Origin of the sequence: Paenibacillus sp. KACC 21273, assembly GCF_028736095.1 — a bacterium.
GTDB classification, from domain to species: domain Bacteria; phylum Bacillota; class Bacilli; order Paenibacillales; family Paenibacillaceae; genus Saccharibacillus; species Saccharibacillus kyungheensis.
This window is the reverse complement of record NZ_CP117876.1, coordinates 3,201,514-3,223,003: the sequence shown is the minus strand read 5'-3', so window position 1 is coordinate 3,223,003 and position 21,490 is coordinate 3,201,514. Positions and strand designations below refer to the sequence as shown.

Below are 21,490 nucleotides of genomic sequence, written 5' to 3'. Positions count from 1 at the left end.
AAATTCGGGTATATATAGAAGAAACGTTTTTTATTAAAGGAGCGATAGATATGTCCAAGCGATCATCGAACTGGGTACTTGCTACAGGAGATAAGATTGATCTGAAAAAGATTGATCCTAAAAACACAGGCGAGTACAATTCCAAAGAAGATACCGAAAAAGAAACCAAAGAACTGATGAAACGATTTGAGAAGCTACAAGACAAGCTATTCTCAAGTAAAAAGAAATCGCTTCTGTTTATTTTTCAAGGCATGGATTGCAGTGGGAAAGATGGCGTGATTAATAAAGTCTTTTCTATTTCTCATCCACAAGGTGTGCAGACGCATAGCTTCAAAACACCGACTCGCGAAGAAATGGATCATGATTTCCTCTGGCGTGCTCACAAATTAGTATCAGGCGTTGGCTATATTACAGCGTTTAACCGTTCTTATTATGAAGATGTGTTGATTACGCGTGTGCATAAGATGATTTCAGATAAAAAAGCACAACAGCGCTTTAAACAAATACGACACTTTGAAGAAATGTTAGAAGATAATGGCGTTAAAGTGGTCAAAATCTTTTTGCATATTTCTAAAGAGTTTCAATTGGAAAAATTAATTGCACGTATCGAAAATCCGAAAAAGAATTGGAAATTTGATGAAAGTGATCTGTTAGAACGCAAATCGTGGGATACGTATCAAGCGTATTATGAAGACGTATTTGCACATGCAGCAACTAAAGATCATCCGTGGCATATCGTGTCTTCTGATAATCGCTGGTATCGTGATCTAGCAGTATTACAAATAGTAGTGCGTACATTGGAAGATTTGGATCTATCGTATCCTGATCCGAATCCGAAATTACAAGATCACTTGCCGGATATGTATGCAGAGCGTGAAAAATTGTTAAAAGATAAAAAGTAAGCCTATTTATACATTATTTACAGTGGAATAAGCCACTATGATATTGATCTACAATAAAATGACGGATACAAACTTAATGCTGTGTTATATACTGTTGGATTTTACTAACAGTGATATGACCAGCATTTTTTAATCATACTCCGTTTATTTATAAGCAATCTATCTTATCCAGAAAAGAGGGGAATCCTATGGAACATTCAGATCAAGAGCGACAGATTATCGTAACCGGTGGAGCGATTATTCGAGACGAGCAAAATCGTATATTATGGCAAAAGCGTTCAGATTCTAACGATTGGGGTTTGCCTGGTGGTGGAATGAATGCAGGCGAGACTATTGAAGAAACGATGCTACGCGAGGTAAAAGAAGAGACCGGGTTAGAAGTGATTTCTTCTACATTGTATGCTGTGTATAGTGGAGAACGATTGAAGTATACGTATCCCGGTGGAGACGATGTTGTATTTGTGATGTTTATTTTCGATGTGGTTGCTGATCTGGAAGGAAAATTAGCTACGGATGGAAAAACGTTACGATTTGAAGATGATGAATCTGTTAAGCTTGTATTCTATAAGGTAGAAGCAATGAATATAGAGCAGATCAATCCAGCACAACGTCCATTAATTGAAGATTTAATGGATGCAGATCAGCAGCAGGGGATACTTAGAAACTAATTTTTAATACCATAACGAAATCGAGAAGCTATGTAAATTCTATAGCATAAAAGAAAAAGCTCTGCCATTTCTACCATACCTATACCAACATAGGAATGAAGAAAGGGACAGAGCTTTTATTTGTTTACATTCTAGATATAGGGAGCATATTTATTACCATTTTAATGTAACAACCGATTTGCCCGGAACAGTGTAGTTAGTAGATTGACCATTCCACTGAACTTTTACTGTTTTAGTAGCAGTTTGAGAATTATACAATACAACTACTTTAGTACCATCTGGATTTTTAAAAGCTACATTTTGAATATCATTGGATGAATTGGTATCAATACGTGTAGCACCGGTTACTACAAATTTACTGAAATGTCCTAACAGGTAATATTGTTTGTTATACGTCACTTTATCTTCTGGATTACTATTGCTGTTATCCGAGTTCTGGATCGTAACCATACCTTTATTGGTATTGTTATCTCCGATCACACTAGGACCATCTTTTTGATCTAGCGCAGCATTCCACAAAATAATCGATTTGGACCAATTACGAGTAATTCCGATAAATTCATTGATCATATTATCGAATCCTTGAGTTGTTCCATCGACTTTATCATTCCAATCGCCAAATCCACCTTCTGTGAACCAAATGTCTTTGTCAGGATGTGCATTATGCATTGAAGTCATAGCTGTATAATCGCCACCATAATGATGGAAAGCACTACCAGCTACAGCGCTAGATTTGCCACTATTTTTAAGCCCTGTAATGACTGTATTCGGATAAGACCAGTTGTCATAGTTGTGGTCGTAAGTGATCACTTTTGTATTTAGACCCGCATTTTTAATTGCAGGGCTGAGGTAATCACCGATCATGCCAATCTGATCTTGCTCATTCATATTCATACCCGGATAACGTCCTGGCTCAAATAGTGGTTCATTTTGCGGAGTCACCGCATAGATAGGAATACCTTGTGCCTGATAACTTTGAATAAATTTTACAAAATAATTAGCATAGGTTGGATAGTATTGCGCTTGTAATTTACCTGTACCGTTTTTATCATTGGTTGTATATTTCATCCACGCTGGAGCACTCCATGGAGAAGCGATGATTTTAAGATTAGGATTTTTGGAAAGTGCTTGTTTGGTCATAGGTATGATATAAGGAAGATCACGTGCAATCGAGAATTGGCTGAGCGAAGTATCTCCTGCCGTATCATCGTAAGTATACGTACTCCATGCAAAGTCGCTAGCACCCATCGTCTGACGCAGCATACTCATCCCTATACCTGTATTTCCAAACAGTCGTTCCATCACTTCAGCACGTTTGCCACTGCTTAACTTATAATTCATTAACCATGTCGATGAATCTGTCAAAGAAACACCAAAGCCATCCATCTTCTGATACGTTTTTCCTTCATTTACATTGATCGTATAATCGGCATTACCTGTACTGCTACTGAAGTTGATATTAGCTTTTTTGGTAAGACGAGCGTTTGGACTGAGTCCTACAGCAGGTTCCGAGTTGGGATCAGCAGTTGTTAACCAGACTTCTACCGATTCATTAGCTGCATACGTCTGCGCAGGTAACGAGATCAATGGTGTAATCATCAACGAGCTTAACAAAACAAGATTAAGGCTTTTTTTGAACATAGACATGAACATATACACCCTCTTCGTATTTTTTTGTAAGCGTTTACTAATATTCGGATTGATATTAGCAAAATAAACCTTTTTTTACAAATGTTTTAGGTCAGTTATGTCACAAATCGTAGAAACGCACAGAGGATGAATAGAATTACCTATACAATTGAAAATAAAAAAGACGACAAAAAACCTCTTGATGATCAAAAGAATAAGAAAGTTCTTATATCGATTGATACAAAAGAGGTTTTTTTGCTAAGCACATATATTGTAGTGATATTCTTTAAAATATCTTTATATATATTATTTTAATAGAAATGCAGGCACTTATTTAGCAGTTAATGCATATTGTGCGCGTTCTGTATTTAATTTAACATGCGTATCGTCTATATGATCGATCCGTAGATCGTGTAGTGCAATTTCATACGTATTTTGTGGCAAAGGCACATTGTCGCCATCTGCATTAGATGTAGAGCCTTCTCCATGTAAGATCAGAGAGCTTTCTACATAATCATCAATAGCATTGTCCTCGCTACGAATATCGACTTCAGTCACTGTGAAATGAACTTCATCTGTATCGTCAAGTTCATGCTTTTCAATAATGATAGTGCGTGTAAGATGATTGTTCAACCAATCTGATAGTGTTTGTACATCTTTTTCGTGTTCCATTATTCATCATCCTTTTGTATTAGAAATAGTATTATGAAGCAAATGAAGTGTTGTAATGCTTTATTTACCCGTTCTCAAGGGGATGGAATCTGGTGATATTTATTTCTGTAAATGCACGAATAGGCAATCAAGTGGGTCTTTTACCATATTTACACATGAAGCAGAATAAGAGATACTTTTTTTAGTCAGTCTTTTTGTAAAAGAATACATTAATGTACAACGTATAAATATAGTATTCACATTATGATTCAACAACCTGATAACAGAGTAAATTAGAGAAAGAGATTACGCTCTGGATAGGTAGCTATCCGGGTAGGAGGTTAATCATGAACAATAAGTCTAATCAGGTATTTGATGAAGATATATACACAATGGTTGAGAAACATATCATGTATTGGAATCCTATGAATTTGATTGAATGGTGCTTACCCGATGAATACTCGATTGAAGTCGATCATATTGTCAAAATCCTTCCATATATGAAGTCTGCGGATGAATTAGGGAATCAAGTGTATTGTATTATGCAAAAATATTTCGGAATTTATTTCAAACGTTCTTCTGAAGAATGTTATCAAATCGCAGATCGAATCTACAAAAATTTAGAACATATAAATAGCTTAAACACGTCTTTTGTCTCTTTTAATTTATACTTTAACTCTTTTCGAGGGATGCGTAGAGATTGAATATAGATCGAAGTAGAAAATAAGAGATCGGCGGAGGAGATAGACACGTATACTGTAGCTTGTTATGATAAACCCAACTGAGAAGTATAGGAGGGCGAATATGAAGCAGACTACAGATACAACAGCAACGAACATAGAACAATCTGAACAATACATTACATCTATTGAAGAATTGAGAGCATTTACTGGTGTTCCTCATGAACATATTGTCAAAAAGACCGTTGCGTCTATTGATCCGCATATTGCATACTACTTATCATTATCTTCGTTATTTTTCTTATCTACCTCAGATCACCAGGGCAGATGTGATGTGTCTCCACGCGGAGATGAACAAGGATTTGTCAAAGTGTTAGACGATCAACGACTTATTTTTCCAGAACGTCATGGTAATCGGCGTGCAGATTCATTGTTAAATATATTGGAGAATCCCAAAGTCGGTATGATCTTTCTAATTCCGGGTATGAATGAAGTATTACGGGTGAATGGTCATGCTCGGATTACCAAAGACAGTGAATTACTGGAACAGATGAATTGGACAGGCAAAACGATGGGACTTGGTATTATCGTAGAGGTAGAAGAGTGTTTTATCCATTGTCCGCGTGCACTCAAAACAGGTAATGCGTGGCAACCAGAAGCATGGGTCGATCAGGAACAACATCCTTCGACCAAAGATATGTTTATCGCTCATTTGAAAATGAATGGCATTGTGTTATAGACAATGTTGAGTAGGCTATCCGAAATAGAAGAAGAAAACGATCAGAGTTTACTCTTTTTTCGATAAGAAGAGGATAAATAGGTTTACAGCTTACTTATTCTATGGTATTCTTGCGGAAATGAAAACTATGTCTTAATACCTATATTCTCGCGAAGCACGCGGATTATTCCTTTTATCGGGAGTAGTCCGCTTTTTTTTGTATTCTTATCTTATTTTAAAAAGAGATGCTAACTAAATAAGTACTTGGAAGAATCCTATTTATCCCATATAATGATGCAAGTGGTACATGAAGTAGGCGTAAATACCTAGATGTATAATGTTGTGAAAAAGCTTAGATGTGTAACTGCTGTTGAATACGTATAGACCATTATCTTACATAATAGAGGAGTATTTTAAAATGAAAAAAATAATCATTTCGTTATTTGCAGTAGCTACCCTTTCAGTCATGTTAAGTCCGTTGATGCAGACTACCAATGCAACTACATTCAAAGATGTATCATCATCTCACTGGGCAAAAGCAGCTATCGATGAAGCTGTATCAAAAGGATATTTTAAAGGATATGCAGATGGAACATTCAAGCCCGGTGCTCAAGTAACACGCGCTGAATTTGCTGTTTTGCTAGATCGTGTATCTTCCAATGAGAAAGTTGAAGGCAAAGGTACTTTTACAGACCTTACAGGTAACTGGAGTGAAAAAGAAGTGAATGAAGCGATAGCGAAAGGATTTTTGACTCCTTCGGATTATCCAAACGGCTTCAAGCCAGCCACACCACTTACACGTAAAGAAATGGCAAAATGGATGTCATCCGGTCTCGCAACATCTAGCGCAGATTACAGGCAAGCCCTAAGCGATACAGCAAATACTGTTGTACCTGTAGCAGAATATTTCAAAAAAACTATGAATCCAAGCGAATATCCATATGTCTCTCTAATGATGGGCACAGGTCTAATGTCTGGATATGCAGATGGAACTTTCGGAGCTGGCAAAACCACCACACGTGCAGAAGCAGCAGTGATTTTAGTACGATTAGCAAATGTACAAAAGCAATCGGCAGATTCATTTGTAGGCTTGAAAGAGTTAAGAGCGGTAGGGACGACAGGAACTAATATGGAAGTAATTACGCCATTTAGTAGTGGAGTGACTTCTTTTAAAAATGTTCAAGGGAAAAAAATGAAATTCCGTAATGGAGCAGGTTACTCAAATTTGAATTATTTGATATTTGTGGATAGCCGGGATTGGAACAACAAAAAAGGTATCTATTCACCTGTATTTTTAGGGAAAGAAGATAAACTGAAAAAAGAAGGTACATTTTATAGAGTATATGCAAATCAGTCTTTATATCCTACGTTAAATGGATTTAGTATAGAACATTACAAAAATTCCTCTTTAAGTAGACTTGCAGTGGGATCTAGTATAGCAAGCAAGTTGCCAGAAAAATACGGATATCAAACTTTACCGATTTTTGAACCGCAAACTATATTTAAAAAGTATATAAACGATAAAGATGGAATGAATTTATGGATGCAAAATACTATTAGTACAGATTATCCAAATAATACTTATATTACAGATGATGGATCAAGATTTTTAATTAAATAGGTTAAGGTGAATGAATTATGAAATATAAGATTAGTATAGTATGTTTACTTGCAATAATATGTAATATGATACTTGGTTATCCTTTTGCCTATTCTAAAGAAAACTTAAATGAAGTAATTTTAACACCAAAAGAACCAGCAAAAATTCAAACCTTAAAAACTTTGCTGGTTGGGGATTCATCACCTACACCGAAGGTTATTTGGATTCAAACTGATACAGAGCTATGGAAAGCATCAAGAAACGATGGACAAGATAATTATGAAACAGGAACATCTGGAAAAGGAATTGATGCAAGACCAAAAGATTTTATAGTTAAAGATAAAATTACAGTAGAAAAATACCCTCCTATAAGTATGCAAGATTCTGAGGGGAATCCATATGATCAAAAATATATTTCTGATTTAGGATTTGAAAATATTGAATTCATTAATGCCATGAGTTATGAATCCGTAGGAAAAGTAGATTATGAGAAAGGAGATATCTTTGCTATTATTCATACAAAAACAGGGAATTCATACACTCCAGACTTAGTTAAAGAGTATTCAAAGCGACAAGATGGTGATCCAAAATTATGGGTAGAGTATTACACTCCGCTTAAAATCAATTACACCGGACATGTCATCGAAAAGAAAGAAATTCAAGTCAAATCGGATGCGACTTTGCAGATTGATGATACCGAACAATTAACTGCTGAAGTGCGTACCAAAGCTTACAATGAACAAGAATTTACAGATAACTGGATTGATGTAACGTATCGAGATCAGACGAAATGGGAGTCGTCTGATCCTGCGATTGCAAGTGTGGATCCTGCTACCGGAGAAGTCACCGCCCATGCTACAGGAACAGCGCAGATTACGGCATATTGGACAAAAGATCCGTGGACTCTTAAAGATAGTGCTACTATCACTGTGGGTACAGCCGAAGAGCCACCGACAACAGGTCCTTCAGCAATATGTACGGTTCCTCAAGCAGGTCAGCAATTAACTGGCAAATACATGGATCCGATGGTATCCGCGATGATCAAAGCTGATCGACGAGGAAGCGAAATGTTCGATGTTGCTCAAGGGATTCCTACTTCGGAAAGTCTATATGGTAATGTATTTGCACTGAATTATCTCTCTCAACACACCTTTACAGAATATACAGGCGAATGTACATATCGAATATCGGTTAAGCGAACGTACAAATTAAAATGGGATCATGGAGATAAGAAAGATACCAAAAACGTCAATTACTCATTTAATATTCAGCGACCGTATTCATTTTGGAAAATAGATCAATTGGGAGTATACGGAATTAAGCAAGCTACGCTGAATAACTATGGTTTTGCAGATAATAAGATTATTATTTCTCCTAACAACTATATAACGCCTTCTTATTCAGCGTTAACGACTGGCAATTACTATGCTCCTGAGAACCCTGGTAACCAGAATGGCGGTACCAAAAATATAACGAAAAGCGGCAGTGGTCGTCCTACAATTCCAGATGAAAGCAGTGATATGAAGAAAAAGGCAGAAAATGCTGTAGATGATGTAGAGGTCGAAAATGACTTTTTGAAATTTAATAATGAAGTGATTATAGATAATACACGAACGATCGAAAAAGGGCCAACACCTAAAGCAATGCCTGCACCTACTATGATTGGGAAAGATATATTATATAGCTCCAACCATATGATACCCAAAACCAAAACCAATCTAAAAAACGCACCAAGTACCGGAACAATCGAATATGATGTGCTACCCGGGCATATTAAGGGAGGGGATAATCAGACGTTCCCGATCAATGGTATCAATCCGGTCACAGTGCATACACCTGTCGTCAATTATTCATTGGTATCTGATGATCAGAAGCATAATCAGAAAACAGTACCTGATATTTATAGTTCAGCTCTTATTTTGGATCGCCCTTTTTCTGTGCGTATTCCAACCACTGGACAACATACAAATTATCCAGGTTACGGTTATCGAGATTATGCGAAATATGTACGTACTAAGCAGGTTCAATTTCCTTTTGATGTCTATAACAAAGAGCAGACTACATTTATTCCCAAACATACGTGGATCGATGTACCTGTTAATCAATTAGACACGACATTCTTTTTACCTGTCTGGGTGGATGAGGGAAAATATGATGTTTTATTCCGAACGATTGCAGAAAATGCCCCTTCATCTTTTACTGTCCAACACCATGCTAACATCACTCTAGATAACCATGTAGCTGTTGAAAGTGTAGCTGTAGAAGTGATAGGGCGGGTGTACGATTTTCATATTACAGATATTGCAGATTATGACTGGCAGATCGTATTTCGTCCATGGCAAAATCTAGCTGTACCGCAAGGAACTTCGTATTGGGTAGGAGATAAAGGGATCGATGGAGAACCGCGCGGCAATACAGCGCCTTATGTATTGCCTGTACGTCAGGGAAGTCATCCTTTTTATCGAAATTTAGCTGTTAAAACAGGATATCATTTCAAATTTGATCTCAAAACGAAAGGTAATATGTTCGGTGAAGCAGATGGTATTCGAATTACACCAACATTTCGCTATGTTCCGCGTCAAGGAGGGACTCCTTTTCCTGTAGATATATATTATTCAACAGATACAGACAATTTGATCCGAATTGGATCACCACAAGATACGGTACAACGCTATACTATTTTGAATGATACAACTCGCCATGTGGCTGAGGAAGAATTAAAAAATACAGCATTATATATGTATGATCTTCTCTTACAAGAGCAAGCCATATCGTCTTCATCCAGCAAAGGTAACAAAGCTCAATCGAGTACAGTGTCTCCTTCATTTTGGACCATCATCTGGGAACGTGCCGCTTCTTCAATCTGGCAAAACCTGACCGGATTATCTTGGGAGATTGTAGCATCGAAGCGTGATCTATCGTCTTCTACTACGATCACTATTCCGACAAGTGCAGAAGAAGCGATAACGATGTTTGCAGAAAATAGCAGTAAGCGCAAAGTGAATATCGGCAATTTTACACATTTATTATTGACTCAGCCATTACGAACATTGATCGGGCCACAACAACATTTACCTGAAGGGAACAATACTATGCGTTCTTTAGCAGCTGTACAGAAATGGTATGGAGAATATAGTTTGCCTTCAGATGTATATGTAGTTAAACAAGGAACTGCTTTGCAAGAAATGGTAGGTTCTACGAATACCAATCGTCAACCATTGGCTGAAAAAAACGAGAATTCTAATGTGCAGACTCATCCAGCTAGCAACAGTGCTAAAGGATTAGATGAACATTCATCGGTCTTTTTAAAAGATGGTTATATTATTGTGAATTTTGATATCGAAACGATACAAAAAGGAGATACCGATCATCCTCATCTTCAATACATTCATGCATCTTTAATGAATCAATGGCAACTTGAAGGATTCCAACAACAGTTCAATGATCCGTGGGGATTTCAATTCCAATTGCAAGATGGAGATGTAATTTTCTATCATGCTAATAAAGGCAGTCGAGATGACTTCCAATCTTCAGTCACACATTAGCAGGTATTAATCATTTAGAAAGTATGACTAGGAATAACTAAAAAATAGAACGAAAGATTATAGAAATAATAAACGACAATGTTCGCTAATTTATATTTATTATGCTCGGGAAAGAGAATTAAAGAATAAAAAATCTTATTTATACGAACTATTATTAAAATAAGTGCTTGACCGTTCGCTTATTTTTTTGTAAGATACCACTGTAGCCTATTGAAAGTGATATGCGCTATAGTGGTTTTTTAATGTATAAATGTTATAAATTTCTTGCTATGTTTAGTAATAATTTTACATTATGAATATTATGGCAAAGTAAAATATCTTACTTTGTTCGATGACTTGTTCATTATGATTTTAATCATTAGTTATATCTTATATATTCGTATATCCCCGAAAATAAGGTTTGGGGGTTTCTACAAGGGACCATAAATTCCTGACTACGAATAGTGTGCTTTGGCATATCTATTCAACAGTCAGGATTTTTTGTGCTTTGACCCCATATTATGCATCTTAGGAGGACATTATGAACCATTATGATTGTATTGTTGTAGGCGCAGGACCAGCAGGAATTTTTGCATGTTATGAATTGACTCGTCAAGCACCGGATTGGAAAGTATTGCTGATCGACAAAGGGCATGATATTCATCGCCGTAGTTGTCCAATCATGGAAGAGAAGATTCAATTGTGCCCGCCACCGGCTGGTAAAAAAGATTATGCTGGTTGTCTACCCGCTTGCTCAGTAACCGCAGGTTTTGGTGGTGCAGGTGCTTATAGCGATGGCAAATTCAATATCACTACTGAATTTGGAGGTTGGTTAACCGATTACCTTTCTCCTTCGAAAGTGATGGAATTGATTCGTTATGTGGATGATATCAATCTAGAACATGGAGCAACTCCTAATATTACTGATCCTACAACAGATACGATTCGTGATATCGAGCAACGTGGATATGCATCCGGTTTGAAATTGCTACGTGCTGAAGTTCGTCATTTGGGCACAGAACAGAACTTAGAGATTTTGAAATCCATCTATAGCTATCTGACTTCACGAATCGATATGGTGTTCAAAGCAGAAGTCGAAGATATTATCACGACCAAGATAGAAGGCAAGCACCAGATTACAGGAATCATGACCAAAAAAGGTGAAACGTATGAGGCTCCTATGGTGATGATTGCGCCAGGACGTGATGGTTCAGCGTGGTTAACTGAAATTTTGAAAAAGCGTCGTCTGAAAATGTACAACAATCAGGTGGATGTAGGTGTACGTGTAGAGACATCTGATGTGGTGATGCGCCAAATTAATGAACATTTATATGAAGGTAAATTTATTTTTAATACATCGGTAGGGACAAGAGTAAGAACATTCTGTAGTAATCCATCTGGTCATGTTGTAGTCGAGAACCATAGTGGTGTTATGGCAGCCAATGGTCATTCTTTCAAAGATCCGGTGCTAGGATCTAGCAATACGAATTTTGCTTTGCTAGTATCACATAAATTTACAGAGCCGTTTGATAAGCCTAATGAATATGCTCGTGAAATCTGTCGTCGTGCTAATGATCTTTCTAGCGGTGGAGTGATTGTACAGAAATACGGTGATATTCTTCGTGGTCGTCGTTCGACAAGAGAACGAATTAATGAAGGATTCTTAGAACCTACACTTAAAGAAGCTGTTCCAGGTGATCTAGGATTGGTATTGCCTTACAACACAATGAAAAGCTTGATCGAAATGGTCGAAGCGCTGGAAGGCGTAACACCAGGGATCGCTTCTGAACATACATTGTTCTATGGTGTAGAAGCGAAGTTCTATTCTGCACGTCCCAAGTTAGATGAAAATCTAGAAACCGAAATTGATGGATTGTATTGCGGTGGAGACGGAGCAGGCGTGACGCGTGGACTAGCACAAGCAGGTGCAGCAGGAGTATGGATTGCTCGTAATATGGTCACCAAAGCAGGAACAACTACGAAAGTGCCAGCCACTGTTGTATAACATCCCAAGCAAATCGATAATGATAAAACAATGAAATAAAATATGTAGAAATAAGTAAAGATCAGATCCCTTTGATATGAAGTGGATCTGATCTTTTTGCATGATATCGATTTTGATAGTATATCGCCTCTATGTCTGTTATATCTATGATGTATACATTTATTGTTGGAATTCACCAGTTATATCTATGATGTGTACATTTATTGTTAGAACTCATCGGTTATATCCATGATGTATACATGTATTGTTAGAACTCATCGGTTATATCCATGATGTATACGTATATTGTTGGAACTCACCGATTATATCCATGATGTATACGTGTATTGTTGGAACTCACCGATTATATCCATGATGTATACGTGTATTGTTAGAACTCACCGATTATATCCATGATGTATACGTGTATTGTTAGAACTCACCGATTATATCTATGATGTATACCTGTAATATTGAAACTCACTAGTTATATAAATGTCTGCTTTTTCCTTGAGCGTCTATGATTATGTCCTTCCTTATTTGCTCTATCTACAAGGAACATGGTTCAATAGAATTAATCTATGCAAAGTATAATTATAGTTAGATTTGTACAGATCAATCTCTACATAGAAAGGAGTATACAACCTTATGACATGGGTAATGGAACCGCTAGGAGATTCAGCAGTAGTGATCGAATTTGGAAGCATTATTGATAAATCTATTTTAGAAAAAGTAACAGTAGCTGTTGCTGTCATAGAGCAACATCCATTTGACGGTTATATAGAGTGTATTCCTTCTTTTACTACGGTAACGGTGTTTTACGATCTGGATCAGATTAATTTGCATGATCTATACTCATGGACAGAACAGCAGAATACTGATAAGGAAGTTTCTGTTTTTGATTATATATGTTTTCTAATTCGGCAATCGTTGGTATCGATAACATTACCGTCAGAGGATAATATACAATCAACTTCTAGCGCTGAATCACAATATCGCAATCACGTTATTCAACCTGTGCATAAAGTAATAGATATTCCTGTATGTTATGGCAATGAATATGGACCTGATTTGGAATATGTAGCTACTTATCATCATCTTTCAGTCGAAGAAGTGATCGCTATTCATTGTAGTTGTGAATACTTGATTTATGCGATAGGATTTGCGCCGGGATTTCCTTATATGGGTGGGATGTCGACAAAGATTGCCACTCCTCGCAAAGCAACGCCTAGATTAGTAATTCCGGCAGGTTCGGTCGGTATCGCGGGTACACAGACCGGTATTTATCCATTAGCAACACCGGGTGGATGGCAATTGATTGGTAGAACACCATTAACTCTTTTTCGACCGAATCAACATCCACCTGTTTTGTTAGCAAGTGGGATGTCTATTCGTTTTCGCGCGATTGATGAGGAAGAATATCACTATTTACAGCAACTCCATCCTTTAGCAGAAGAGGGGATATGATGACTATTTTGATTCACAAACCAGGACTGCTCTGTACGATTCAAGATCGTGGTCGGAAAAAGTATGGAAAATATGGAATAAGTATCAGTGGAGCAATAGATACATTTGCACATCAAGTTGCGAATCGCTTAGTAGGCAATAACGAAGATCAGGCAACATTAGAGATTACGTTATCAGGATGGGTAGGCGAATTTCAAAGTGATCAATGGATAGCGATTACAGGCGGTGATCTTGGTGCACAGATTGATGGAAAAGAAGTTCCTATGTGGCGTCCGGTATGGGTGCGTCAGGGAAGTATACTTGCATTCAAACGTGTTGTTAGCGGGTGTCGTGCTTATCTGGCAGTAAGTGGTGGTCTGGCTCTAGATAAAGTGATGGAAAGCAGAAGCACGTATTTGCGTGCGGGTATAGGAGGGTTAGAAGGAAGAGGACTAAAAAAGAACGATAGTATTCATATTCAAAAAAGTAATCTTCGACCCTTATCTTCTGCTGATCTATCTACAGATCCTTTTTATTCTTTTCACTGGTCTGTGGCCTATTCGGTACTGCCTCATTATTCTCAATCCCCTGTAATACGCATTATTTCAGGTAGACAATGGGATGATTTTACTCAACAAAGTCAACGATTGCTTTGTGAAAGTGAATATCAGATCACACCACAATCCGATCGAATGGGTTATCGTTTGCAAGGCGCTACATTACAATTACATCAACCGCATGAATATATATCTGAAGCAGTGGCGGATGGGACAATTCAAGTACCCGTCGATGGACAACCTATTGTATTGATGGCAGATCGCCAGACATTAGGGGGTTATCCCAAAATCGCACATGTTATTACAGTAGATCTACCTGTGCTGGCTCAATTGGCACCGGGTGCATCGATCCGCTTTGATCGGATTACGTTGGCGCAAGCCCAATCTTTATCTATACATAAGCGTCATCAACTACAACGACTGTATCGAACGATAGATGAAGCGCTACGTCCGTTGACGATTGGATAAGTAGTAAGTGATAGCATATGCTTCAATCAGGAAAAGTATAAACAAGTACAAAGTCATTCGTGATAAAAAGGAGACCGTATGGATACGATAGATATCAATTGTGATATGGGAGAAAGCTATGGTGCGTATACGATAGGAGCAGATGAACAACTATTTCCATACATTACATCTGCAAATATCGCTTGCGGGTTACATGCAGGTGATCCGGGCGTAATGCGTCAATCTGTGCAATCTGCTTTGAAATATGGAGTGAAAATTGGAGCACATCCTGGATTACCAGACATACAGGGATTCGGACGACGAAAGATGGATATTTCAGCAACAGAAGCGTGTGATCTGATTACTTATCAGATTGGAGCATTAGCGGCTTTTGTACAGCAAGAAGGCGGAGTATTACATCATGTCAAACCGCATGGTGCTTTGTACAATATGGCTGCACAATCACAAAGTCTAGCAGAAGCGATAGCACAGGCTATATATCGTTTCAATCCCAAGTTGATTTTATATGGACTAGCAGGGAGCGCATTGATTGATGCAGGCAAGCACATAGGATTAACAGTAGTGAATGAAGTATTTGCAGATCGTACGTATAGGGATGATGGTCAGCTTACATCCAGAAGTGATCCACTTGCCTTGATTACAGATACAGAGCAAGCGGTACGTCAAGTCATCCATATGATCCAACAGCATAGCGTTATATCGACCAATGGAAATTCTATTCCACTTATAGCAGATAGTGTCTGTATCCATGGAGATGGTCAACACGCTGTAGATTTTGTGAAAGAGTTGAAATCAAGATTAGAAGCCGAACATATTCGTATTCAACCTGTTATGCAGATCAAATCATGATTAGATAAAAGTGATATAGAAATGCTATATATTGAAGTAAGGTTTGATAGAAAAGGGGTCAAGACGTTGTGTAAACAATCTATATCTTTGTATCTAAGTGAGGACGATTCTACGATAGAGTCACCTCTTCATTATATTTATACGTATGCTTGTCATGAAGATGAAGTCGAATTATGTGATCTAGAATTGCGCTCATTATTAGGTCATTCACCACAGACCCGTTATATCAAAAGCGATATAGCGATAGCACCGAATCGAAGTCCTTTTATACATTACCGTATTGCAACGCAGTATGAAGCATCTACACTAGAACAATTGGAGCGTATCGTTCAATCGATTGCATTAGAAGATCAGACTTTTAAATTAATATGTATTGATGCTGAACAGCTATTCACTTATGAAGAAAAGCGTCTGTTAGAACGTCGTATCGGTATGAATATTAAAGGAACAGCTCATATGAAACAGCCGCAAATTCTATTGGGATTAACATTTGCCGATCAACGATGGATTGTTGGAGAATGTGTAGCTTCTGAACCGATCTGGCTTCACCATAATGATAAGCCCAGACATTATTCAACTGCACTTAGTACAAGAGTAGCTAGAGCAGTAGCCAATATTGCTGTGCCACAACCACAAGGGATGACAATGATTGATCCTTGTTGTGGTATCGGAACTGTTCTGATCGAAGCATTGTCGATGGGGATACAGATTGTAGGGTATGATCTTAATCCTTTGGCAGTGCAAGGAGCAAGAGAAAATCTAATACATTATGAGATGCCCGATATTGTCAAGATTGCTGATATGCGAGCATTGGAAGGACGATACGATGCATTAGTTTTGGATTTGCCTTATAATCTGTGCTCTGTTCTAAGTCAGCAGACACGATTAGAGATGCTTGCTAGCGCCAAACGACTTGGCGAACGTATTCTTATTCTAGCGACAGAACCTATTCAAGAATCAATCGCAGAAGTAGGTCTGCAAATACTAGAAATCTGTCATATTCGTAAAGGAAAATTTGTACGCTATCTATTTATTTGTCAATCTTATCAAGCGGATATGAGACTATAGATGCAATTTTTACTATTTATTCGACCATTGGATAAAAAAACTGTAAATTGTGTGTGAAATTTAGTAACATGTAAACAACCGGTGTGTTCCGGGAACTTACATATAGAGAGGATGTCTACCGATGAAATTTAGTGAATTTCCTTATGAACGCCCGAATTTGGACGCTGTCAAAGTTACTTTTGATGAGTTATTGAGTCAATTTGTGAATGCGGCAACGTTTGCAGAACAAGATGTAGCAATGTCTGAAATTAACAAGTTGTTCAATACGTATTCTACTCAAGCTCAACTTGTCTATATTCGCCACTCCATTAATACAAATGATGAATTCTACAAAACAGAGCAAGATTATATGGATGAGATCGATCCTCTGTTCCAAGAATACATAGATACGTATTATAAAGCGCTGGTTACTTCTGCATTCCGCACTGAGTTAGAGCAAAAATGGGGTAGTCATTTATTTGCATTAGCTGAAATGAAACTCAAAACATTCCATCCTGACATTATTGCTGATCTGCAACAGGAAAATAAATTAACGACTGCTTATGCTCAATTGATTGCTTCTGCCAAAATTCCATTTGAAGGCGAAGAACGTACTCTTTCTCAGTTAGCACCTTTTAGCCTTTCTAAAGATCGCGATATGAGACAACGTGCTGGAGAAGCTCGTTATGGATTCCTTGCTGAACAAGGCGAAGAATTGGATCGCATCTATGATGAACTGGTGAAGATTCGTACGACTATTGCTCATAAATTAGGCTACAAAACATTTACCGAATTAGGATATGCTCGTATGGGACGTACAGATTATGGCCCTGAACAAGTTGCTAATTTCCGCAAACAGGTTCAGGAATATATTGTTCCTGCGGCAGCGCGTCTCAAAGAACGCCAACGTCAACGTCTTGGATTAGATCGTTTGACTTATTTCGATCAAGATTATTCATTCCCAACAGGTAATCCTACACCTAAAGGCGACCCTGACTTTATTATCCAAAATGGTGCACAAATGTATAAAGAATTGTCACCAGAGATCAATGAGTTCTATGAATTTATGATGGAACATGAATTGATGGATCTATTAAGTAAAAAAGGTAAAATGGGTGGCGGTTATTGTACATTTATCAATGATCACCAAAGTCCATTTATTTTTGCCAACTTTAATGGAACGTCCGGTGATATTGATGTGTTAACTCACGAAGTAGGGCATGCTTTCCAAGTATATGAAAGTCGTCATTTTGAAGTGCCTGAATACACATGGCCTACATCAGAAGCAGCTGAAATTCATTCTATGAGCATGGAGTTCTTTACATGGCCCTGGATGGAATTGTTCTTCAAAGAAGATACAGAAAAATATAAATTCGATCATTTATCGAGTGGACTTATCTTTATTCCTTATGGAGTGGCTGTTGATGAATTCCAACATATCATCTATGAAAATCCAGAATTTACTCCGGCTGAGCGTAAAGCAGCTTGGAAATCGGTAGAAGAGAAGTATTTACCATTCTGGGATCAAAGCGATAATCTATATCTACAAAGTGGAGCATACTGGCAAAAACAAGCTCATATCTATGAGTCTCCGTTCTACTATATTGATTATACACTTGCACAAATCTGTGCTTTCCAATTCTGGAAACGAATGAATGAAGATCAGAAGCCTGCATGGGCAGACTATCTGCAACTATGCCGTGCTGGCGGAAGCAAGCCATTTACAGAGCTTGTCAAAGTGGGCGGATTAAACTCTCCATTTGAAGACGGCTGTGTTGCTTCTGTGATCGGTAATATTGAAGATTGGTTGAACAGTGTAGACGATAAGAAACTGTAAAAAATATTTTAACCAAGCAATAAGATTCATATATACGTGAGTGTGGAAAAGGCTGACTGTGATCTTAGATCATGGTCAGCCTTTTTGGTCATTTAACAAACTGAAGGTACAAAACGATATCATGGCTAACACTTTGCTTGTAATATTAATAACGTACTTTACAAATGAAGGAGGCTAACGATGTCTATGGATGAGTCTATGCGTATGCCTATTCGTTGGATCGTTTCTGATCTGGACGGCACTTTACTGGATACACACCAACATATTTCTCCTTATATGCAACAGCGTATTCACACTTTTATAACGAATGGTGGACACTTTACACTAGCTACAGGCAGATCGTTAATCAGTGTTCAACCTTTTATAGAGTTATTACATCTAACTGATCCTATTATTCTGTACAATGGAGCCAAAATATATGATCCTTTGCAAGCTTGCTTTCTAGAAGAAAAGTTTGTCTCGTTAGCTCATGTACAATGGATATTTAATCATTATTACAATATACGTCAACCGTTTGATCTCGATTTGCTTCTTTTTTATCAAGAACAGATTTATTGCACACGTATTACTCCCAAAATACAACGGTGGATCGATAAAGAACAAGTTGAAGTACAAGTCGTTACGTTAGCTTCTTTGGAACAAGTAGCATCCCAGATCACCAAAATGATGTTGCTTGGCGAACCAGAATCGTTAACCCTTTTTCAGCAACAGATCGAATTATTAAATACAGTGAAATCCGAACATGATATTTTAGAAATATTGCCTTTTGGAACAAGTAAAGGAACAGCATTGCAACAATTGATCACCATGACAGGAGGTCACCATGATGAGTTTTTAACGGTAGGCGATCATCTTAATGATATTGAAATGATTCAGTTAACACGTCATGGTGTAGCGATGCAAAATGCTCATCCAGAGCTTAAACACGTAGCCAATTGGATCACTGCCAAAACGAATAACGAAGATGCATTGATTGAAGTGATAGATTATGTAGAACAGAGTTGGATCACACAATATAATCCAGTGATTAGATAAAATAGTAAGCAAACCTACCTTTGACCACATGTGAAAGGATACAGGTTTGCTTCTTTTTTTGTAGTTGTTTCTGTATTTTTGTTATGCTAAGCTAATCTACATTCTATTACATAAAAGGAGAAGATATGATGGATCGACTGTTTCAAAATCATCGTATTCGGACTAGAGAATCATTAGAAGGAGTATGGGATTTTGGTAAATTGAGAACGTTATCATTCGATGAGATATCTGAAAATATAGATTATTCCTATAAAGTTGCTGTACCCGGTTGTTGGGAGATGCATCCTCAATTACTGACTTATCGTGGACAAGGCATTTATCGCCGTTCTATCTATATTCACCGTCCATCACATGTTAGATTGCTATTTAAAGGAGTAAGTCATACCGCCAAAGTCTTTTGGGATGGTCAACAGGTAGCCGAGCATTATAATGCCTATACTGCATTTGATACTATGATTACAAATGTTCAGCAAGGGTATCATGAATTGTGTGTAGAAGTGGATAATTCATTTGGTCAACATTCTGCTTTGCATATTCCTAATGATTATTATACGTATGGTGGTATTATTCGGCCATTGATAATGGAAATGATTCCGCTACAGAGTTGTTCGATTCAATCGGTTCAATTTACGCCAGTTAAAGAAGACTGGACGAAAGACGAGCACGGACATTGGCAAGTGAAAGTGCGGATAGCTTTACAATCTCATGCAGACCATACGATCAAAGGGCATATCCAATTTGGATTATCACCTCTTCAGCAAGCGACGATCTGGGAGCAAGAATTGCCAGAGATTACGATAGAAGCTGGACAATACTTAGAATTTTTGCACACGTTTACATTTTCGGATATACAATCATGGTATCCTGATCATCCTTATCTGTATGAATGGCAGACTTTCTGGTATCAGCATGAGTCATCTTCTGTAGAACTTGTAGACGATTGGATCGAGCGTGTAGGGTTTCGTACTATTCAGACCCACGAAGAAAAGTTGTTATTAAATAATGAACCGATCGTTTTAAAAGGATTCAATCGACATGAAGATCATCCTATGGTTGGTGCTTCTTTTCCTATAGCATTGATGGTACAAGATCTGGACTTGATGATCCATACAGGTGCAAATGCTGTACGTACCAGTCATTATCCAAATGATGAACGTTTTCTAGATTTATGTGATGAATATGGGATATTAGTATGGGAAGAAAATCATGCTCGTGGATTAAGTATAGAAAATATGCGTCATCCGCAATTTATAGAGCAGTGTGAACAGGTTAATCGGGAAATGGTTTATCAACATTATAATCATCCATCGATTATTATATGGGCTATTCTAAATGAATGTGCAAGCGATCTAGAAGAAGGTCGAATTCATTATCAACGCCAATTGGAGCAGATTCGCAATTTGGATAATAGTCGACCTCTTAGCTTTGCTTCCCATCATCGAGAAAATGAAATCTGTTTTGATCTAGCAGATATTGTATCATTTAATCTCTATCCAGGTTGGTATGGTGATGAAGATCCGGCGGAATTATGCGATCTAGCACGTGGATGGGCAGATCAAGCAGGCGGAAAAGGTAAACCGATGATAATGAGTGAATTTGGAGCAGATGGATTTTATGGATATCGGTCGTCTACACGTGTCAAAGGTACAGAAGAACGGCAAGCAGATATCATTGAAAGTAATTTAACAGCGTATACTCAGCGAGAATATATATCTGGGATGTTTATTTGGCAATTCTGTGATTGTCGTGTGACAGAAGAAGGCATCTGGCCGATGATACGGGCACGAACACAAAATAATAAAGGAATCGTAGATGCTTATCGTCGCCCCAAACTTGCATATGAAGTGGTAACACGATATTTTAAAGGAAGCGATGAAGCTTTGAATGGAGAGTGA

Annotated in this window: 16 protein-coding genes and 1 riboswitch; of the genes, 14 read left to right on the top strand and 2 right to left on the bottom strand. The window is 37.7% G+C overall.

Annotated elements, in window-relative coordinates:
• Positions 1 to 50 precede the first annotated feature (50 nt).
• Positions 51 to 902, top strand: a complete 852-nt coding sequence (locus PQ460_RS13975) for a PPK2 family polyphosphate kinase (RefSeq protein WP_274170195.1) — start codon at positions 51 to 53, stop codon at positions 900 to 902.
• Between the two features lie 188 nt (positions 903 to 1,090).
• A complete protein-coding gene (locus tag PQ460_RS13970) occupies positions 1,091 to 1,570 on the top strand; it encodes an NUDIX domain-containing protein (RefSeq protein WP_274170194.1) in 480 nt (159 codons plus the stop codon).
• A 153-nt stretch (positions 1,571 to 1,723) separates the two neighbouring features.
• Here the strand turns inward: PQ460_RS13970 and PQ460_RS13965 are convergent, their stop codons facing one another.
• Both PQ460_RS13965 and PQ460_RS13960 read right to left on the bottom strand, forming a co-directional pair.
• Entirely contained in the window at positions 1,724 to 3,217 is a 1,494-nt protein-coding gene (locus PQ460_RS13965; RefSeq protein WP_274170193.1) for a glycoside hydrolase family 30 protein, read from the bottom strand.
• 312 nt (positions 3,218 to 3,529) lie between these two features.
• The gene (locus PQ460_RS13960; RefSeq protein WP_204824395.1) at positions 3,530 to 3,871 is read right to left on the bottom strand and encodes a protein YmzB; all 342 of its coding nucleotides are present in this window, start codon (positions 3,869 to 3,871) and stop codon (positions 3,530 to 3,532) included.
• A 326-nt stretch (positions 3,872 to 4,197) separates the two neighbouring features.
• Between PQ460_RS13960 and PQ460_RS13955 the strand changes: the two genes are divergently transcribed.
• The 12 genes from PQ460_RS13955 (at position 4,198) to PQ460_RS13900 (ending at position 21,490) form a co-directional block, all read left to right on the top strand.
• A complete protein-coding gene (locus PQ460_RS13955; protein WP_274170192.1) occupies positions 4,198 to 4,554 on the top strand; it encodes a hypothetical protein in 357 nt (118 codons plus the stop codon).
• 100 nt (positions 4,555 to 4,654) lie between these two features.
• Complete coding sequence (locus PQ460_RS13950) at positions 4,655 to 5,269, top strand: MSMEG_1061 family FMN-dependent PPOX-type flavoprotein (protein ID WP_274170191.1); 615 nt, start codon at positions 4,655 to 4,657, stop codon at positions 5,267 to 5,269.
• A 397-nt stretch (positions 5,270 to 5,666) separates the two neighbouring features.
• Positions 5,667 to 6,869: an S-layer homology domain-containing protein gene (locus PQ460_RS13945; protein WP_274170190.1), complete on the top strand. Its 1,203-nt coding sequence runs from the start codon at positions 5,667 to 5,669 to the stop codon at positions 6,867 to 6,869.
• 17 nt (positions 6,870 to 6,886) lie between these two features.
• Positions 6,887 to 10,393: a DUF5704 domain-containing protein gene (locus PQ460_RS13940; RefSeq protein ID WP_274170189.1), complete on the top strand. Its 3,507-nt coding sequence runs from the start codon at positions 6,887 to 6,889 to the stop codon at positions 10,391 to 10,393.
• Between the two features lie 357 nt (positions 10,394 to 10,750).
• Positions 10,751 to 10,850, top strand: a riboswitch (purine riboswitch).
• Between the two features lie 63 nt (positions 10,851 to 10,913).
• Positions 10,914 to 12,377, top strand: a complete 1,464-nt coding sequence (locus tag PQ460_RS13935) for an NAD(P)/FAD-dependent oxidoreductase (RefSeq protein WP_274170188.1) — start codon at positions 10,914 to 10,916, stop codon at positions 12,375 to 12,377.
• Between the two features lie 627 nt (positions 12,378 to 13,004).
• Positions 13,005 to 13,823: a 5-oxoprolinase subunit PxpB gene (pxpB, locus tag PQ460_RS13930; RefSeq protein ID WP_274170187.1), complete on the top strand. Its 819-nt coding sequence runs from the start codon at positions 13,005 to 13,007 to the stop codon at positions 13,821 to 13,823.
• The gene (locus tag PQ460_RS13925; RefSeq protein ID WP_274170186.1) at positions 13,823 to 14,827 is read left to right on the top strand and encodes a 5-oxoprolinase subunit C family protein; all 1,005 of its coding nucleotides are present in this window, start codon (positions 13,823 to 13,825) and stop codon (positions 14,825 to 14,827) included. The genes pxpB and PQ460_RS13925 overlap by 1 nt, the downstream gene beginning before the upstream one ends.
• A gap of 78 nt (positions 14,828 to 14,905) precedes the next feature.
• The gene (locus tag PQ460_RS13920; protein ID WP_274170185.1) at positions 14,906 to 15,676 is read left to right on the top strand and encodes a LamB/YcsF family protein; all 771 of its coding nucleotides are present in this window, start codon (positions 14,906 to 14,908) and stop codon (positions 15,674 to 15,676) included.
• A 66-nt stretch (positions 15,677 to 15,742) separates the two neighbouring features.
• Positions 15,743 to 16,744, top strand: coding sequence for a TRM11 family SAM-dependent methyltransferase (locus tag PQ460_RS13915; protein WP_274170184.1), 1,002 nt, complete (start codon positions 15,743 to 15,745; stop codon positions 16,742 to 16,744).
• Between the two features lie 121 nt (positions 16,745 to 16,865).
• A complete protein-coding gene (locus PQ460_RS13910) occupies positions 16,866 to 18,560 on the top strand; it encodes a M3 family oligoendopeptidase (protein WP_274170183.1) in 1,695 nt (564 codons plus the stop codon).
• Between the two features lie 180 nt (positions 18,561 to 18,740).
• Positions 18,741 to 19,595: an HAD family hydrolase gene (locus PQ460_RS13905; RefSeq protein WP_274170182.1), complete on the top strand. Its 855-nt coding sequence runs from the start codon at positions 18,741 to 18,743 to the stop codon at positions 19,593 to 19,595.
• A gap of 128 nt (positions 19,596 to 19,723) precedes the next feature.
• The gene (locus PQ460_RS13900; RefSeq protein ID WP_274170181.1) at positions 19,724 to 21,490 is read left to right on the top strand and encodes a glycoside hydrolase family 2 protein; all 1,767 of its coding nucleotides are present in this window, start codon (positions 19,724 to 19,726) and stop codon (positions 21,488 to 21,490) included.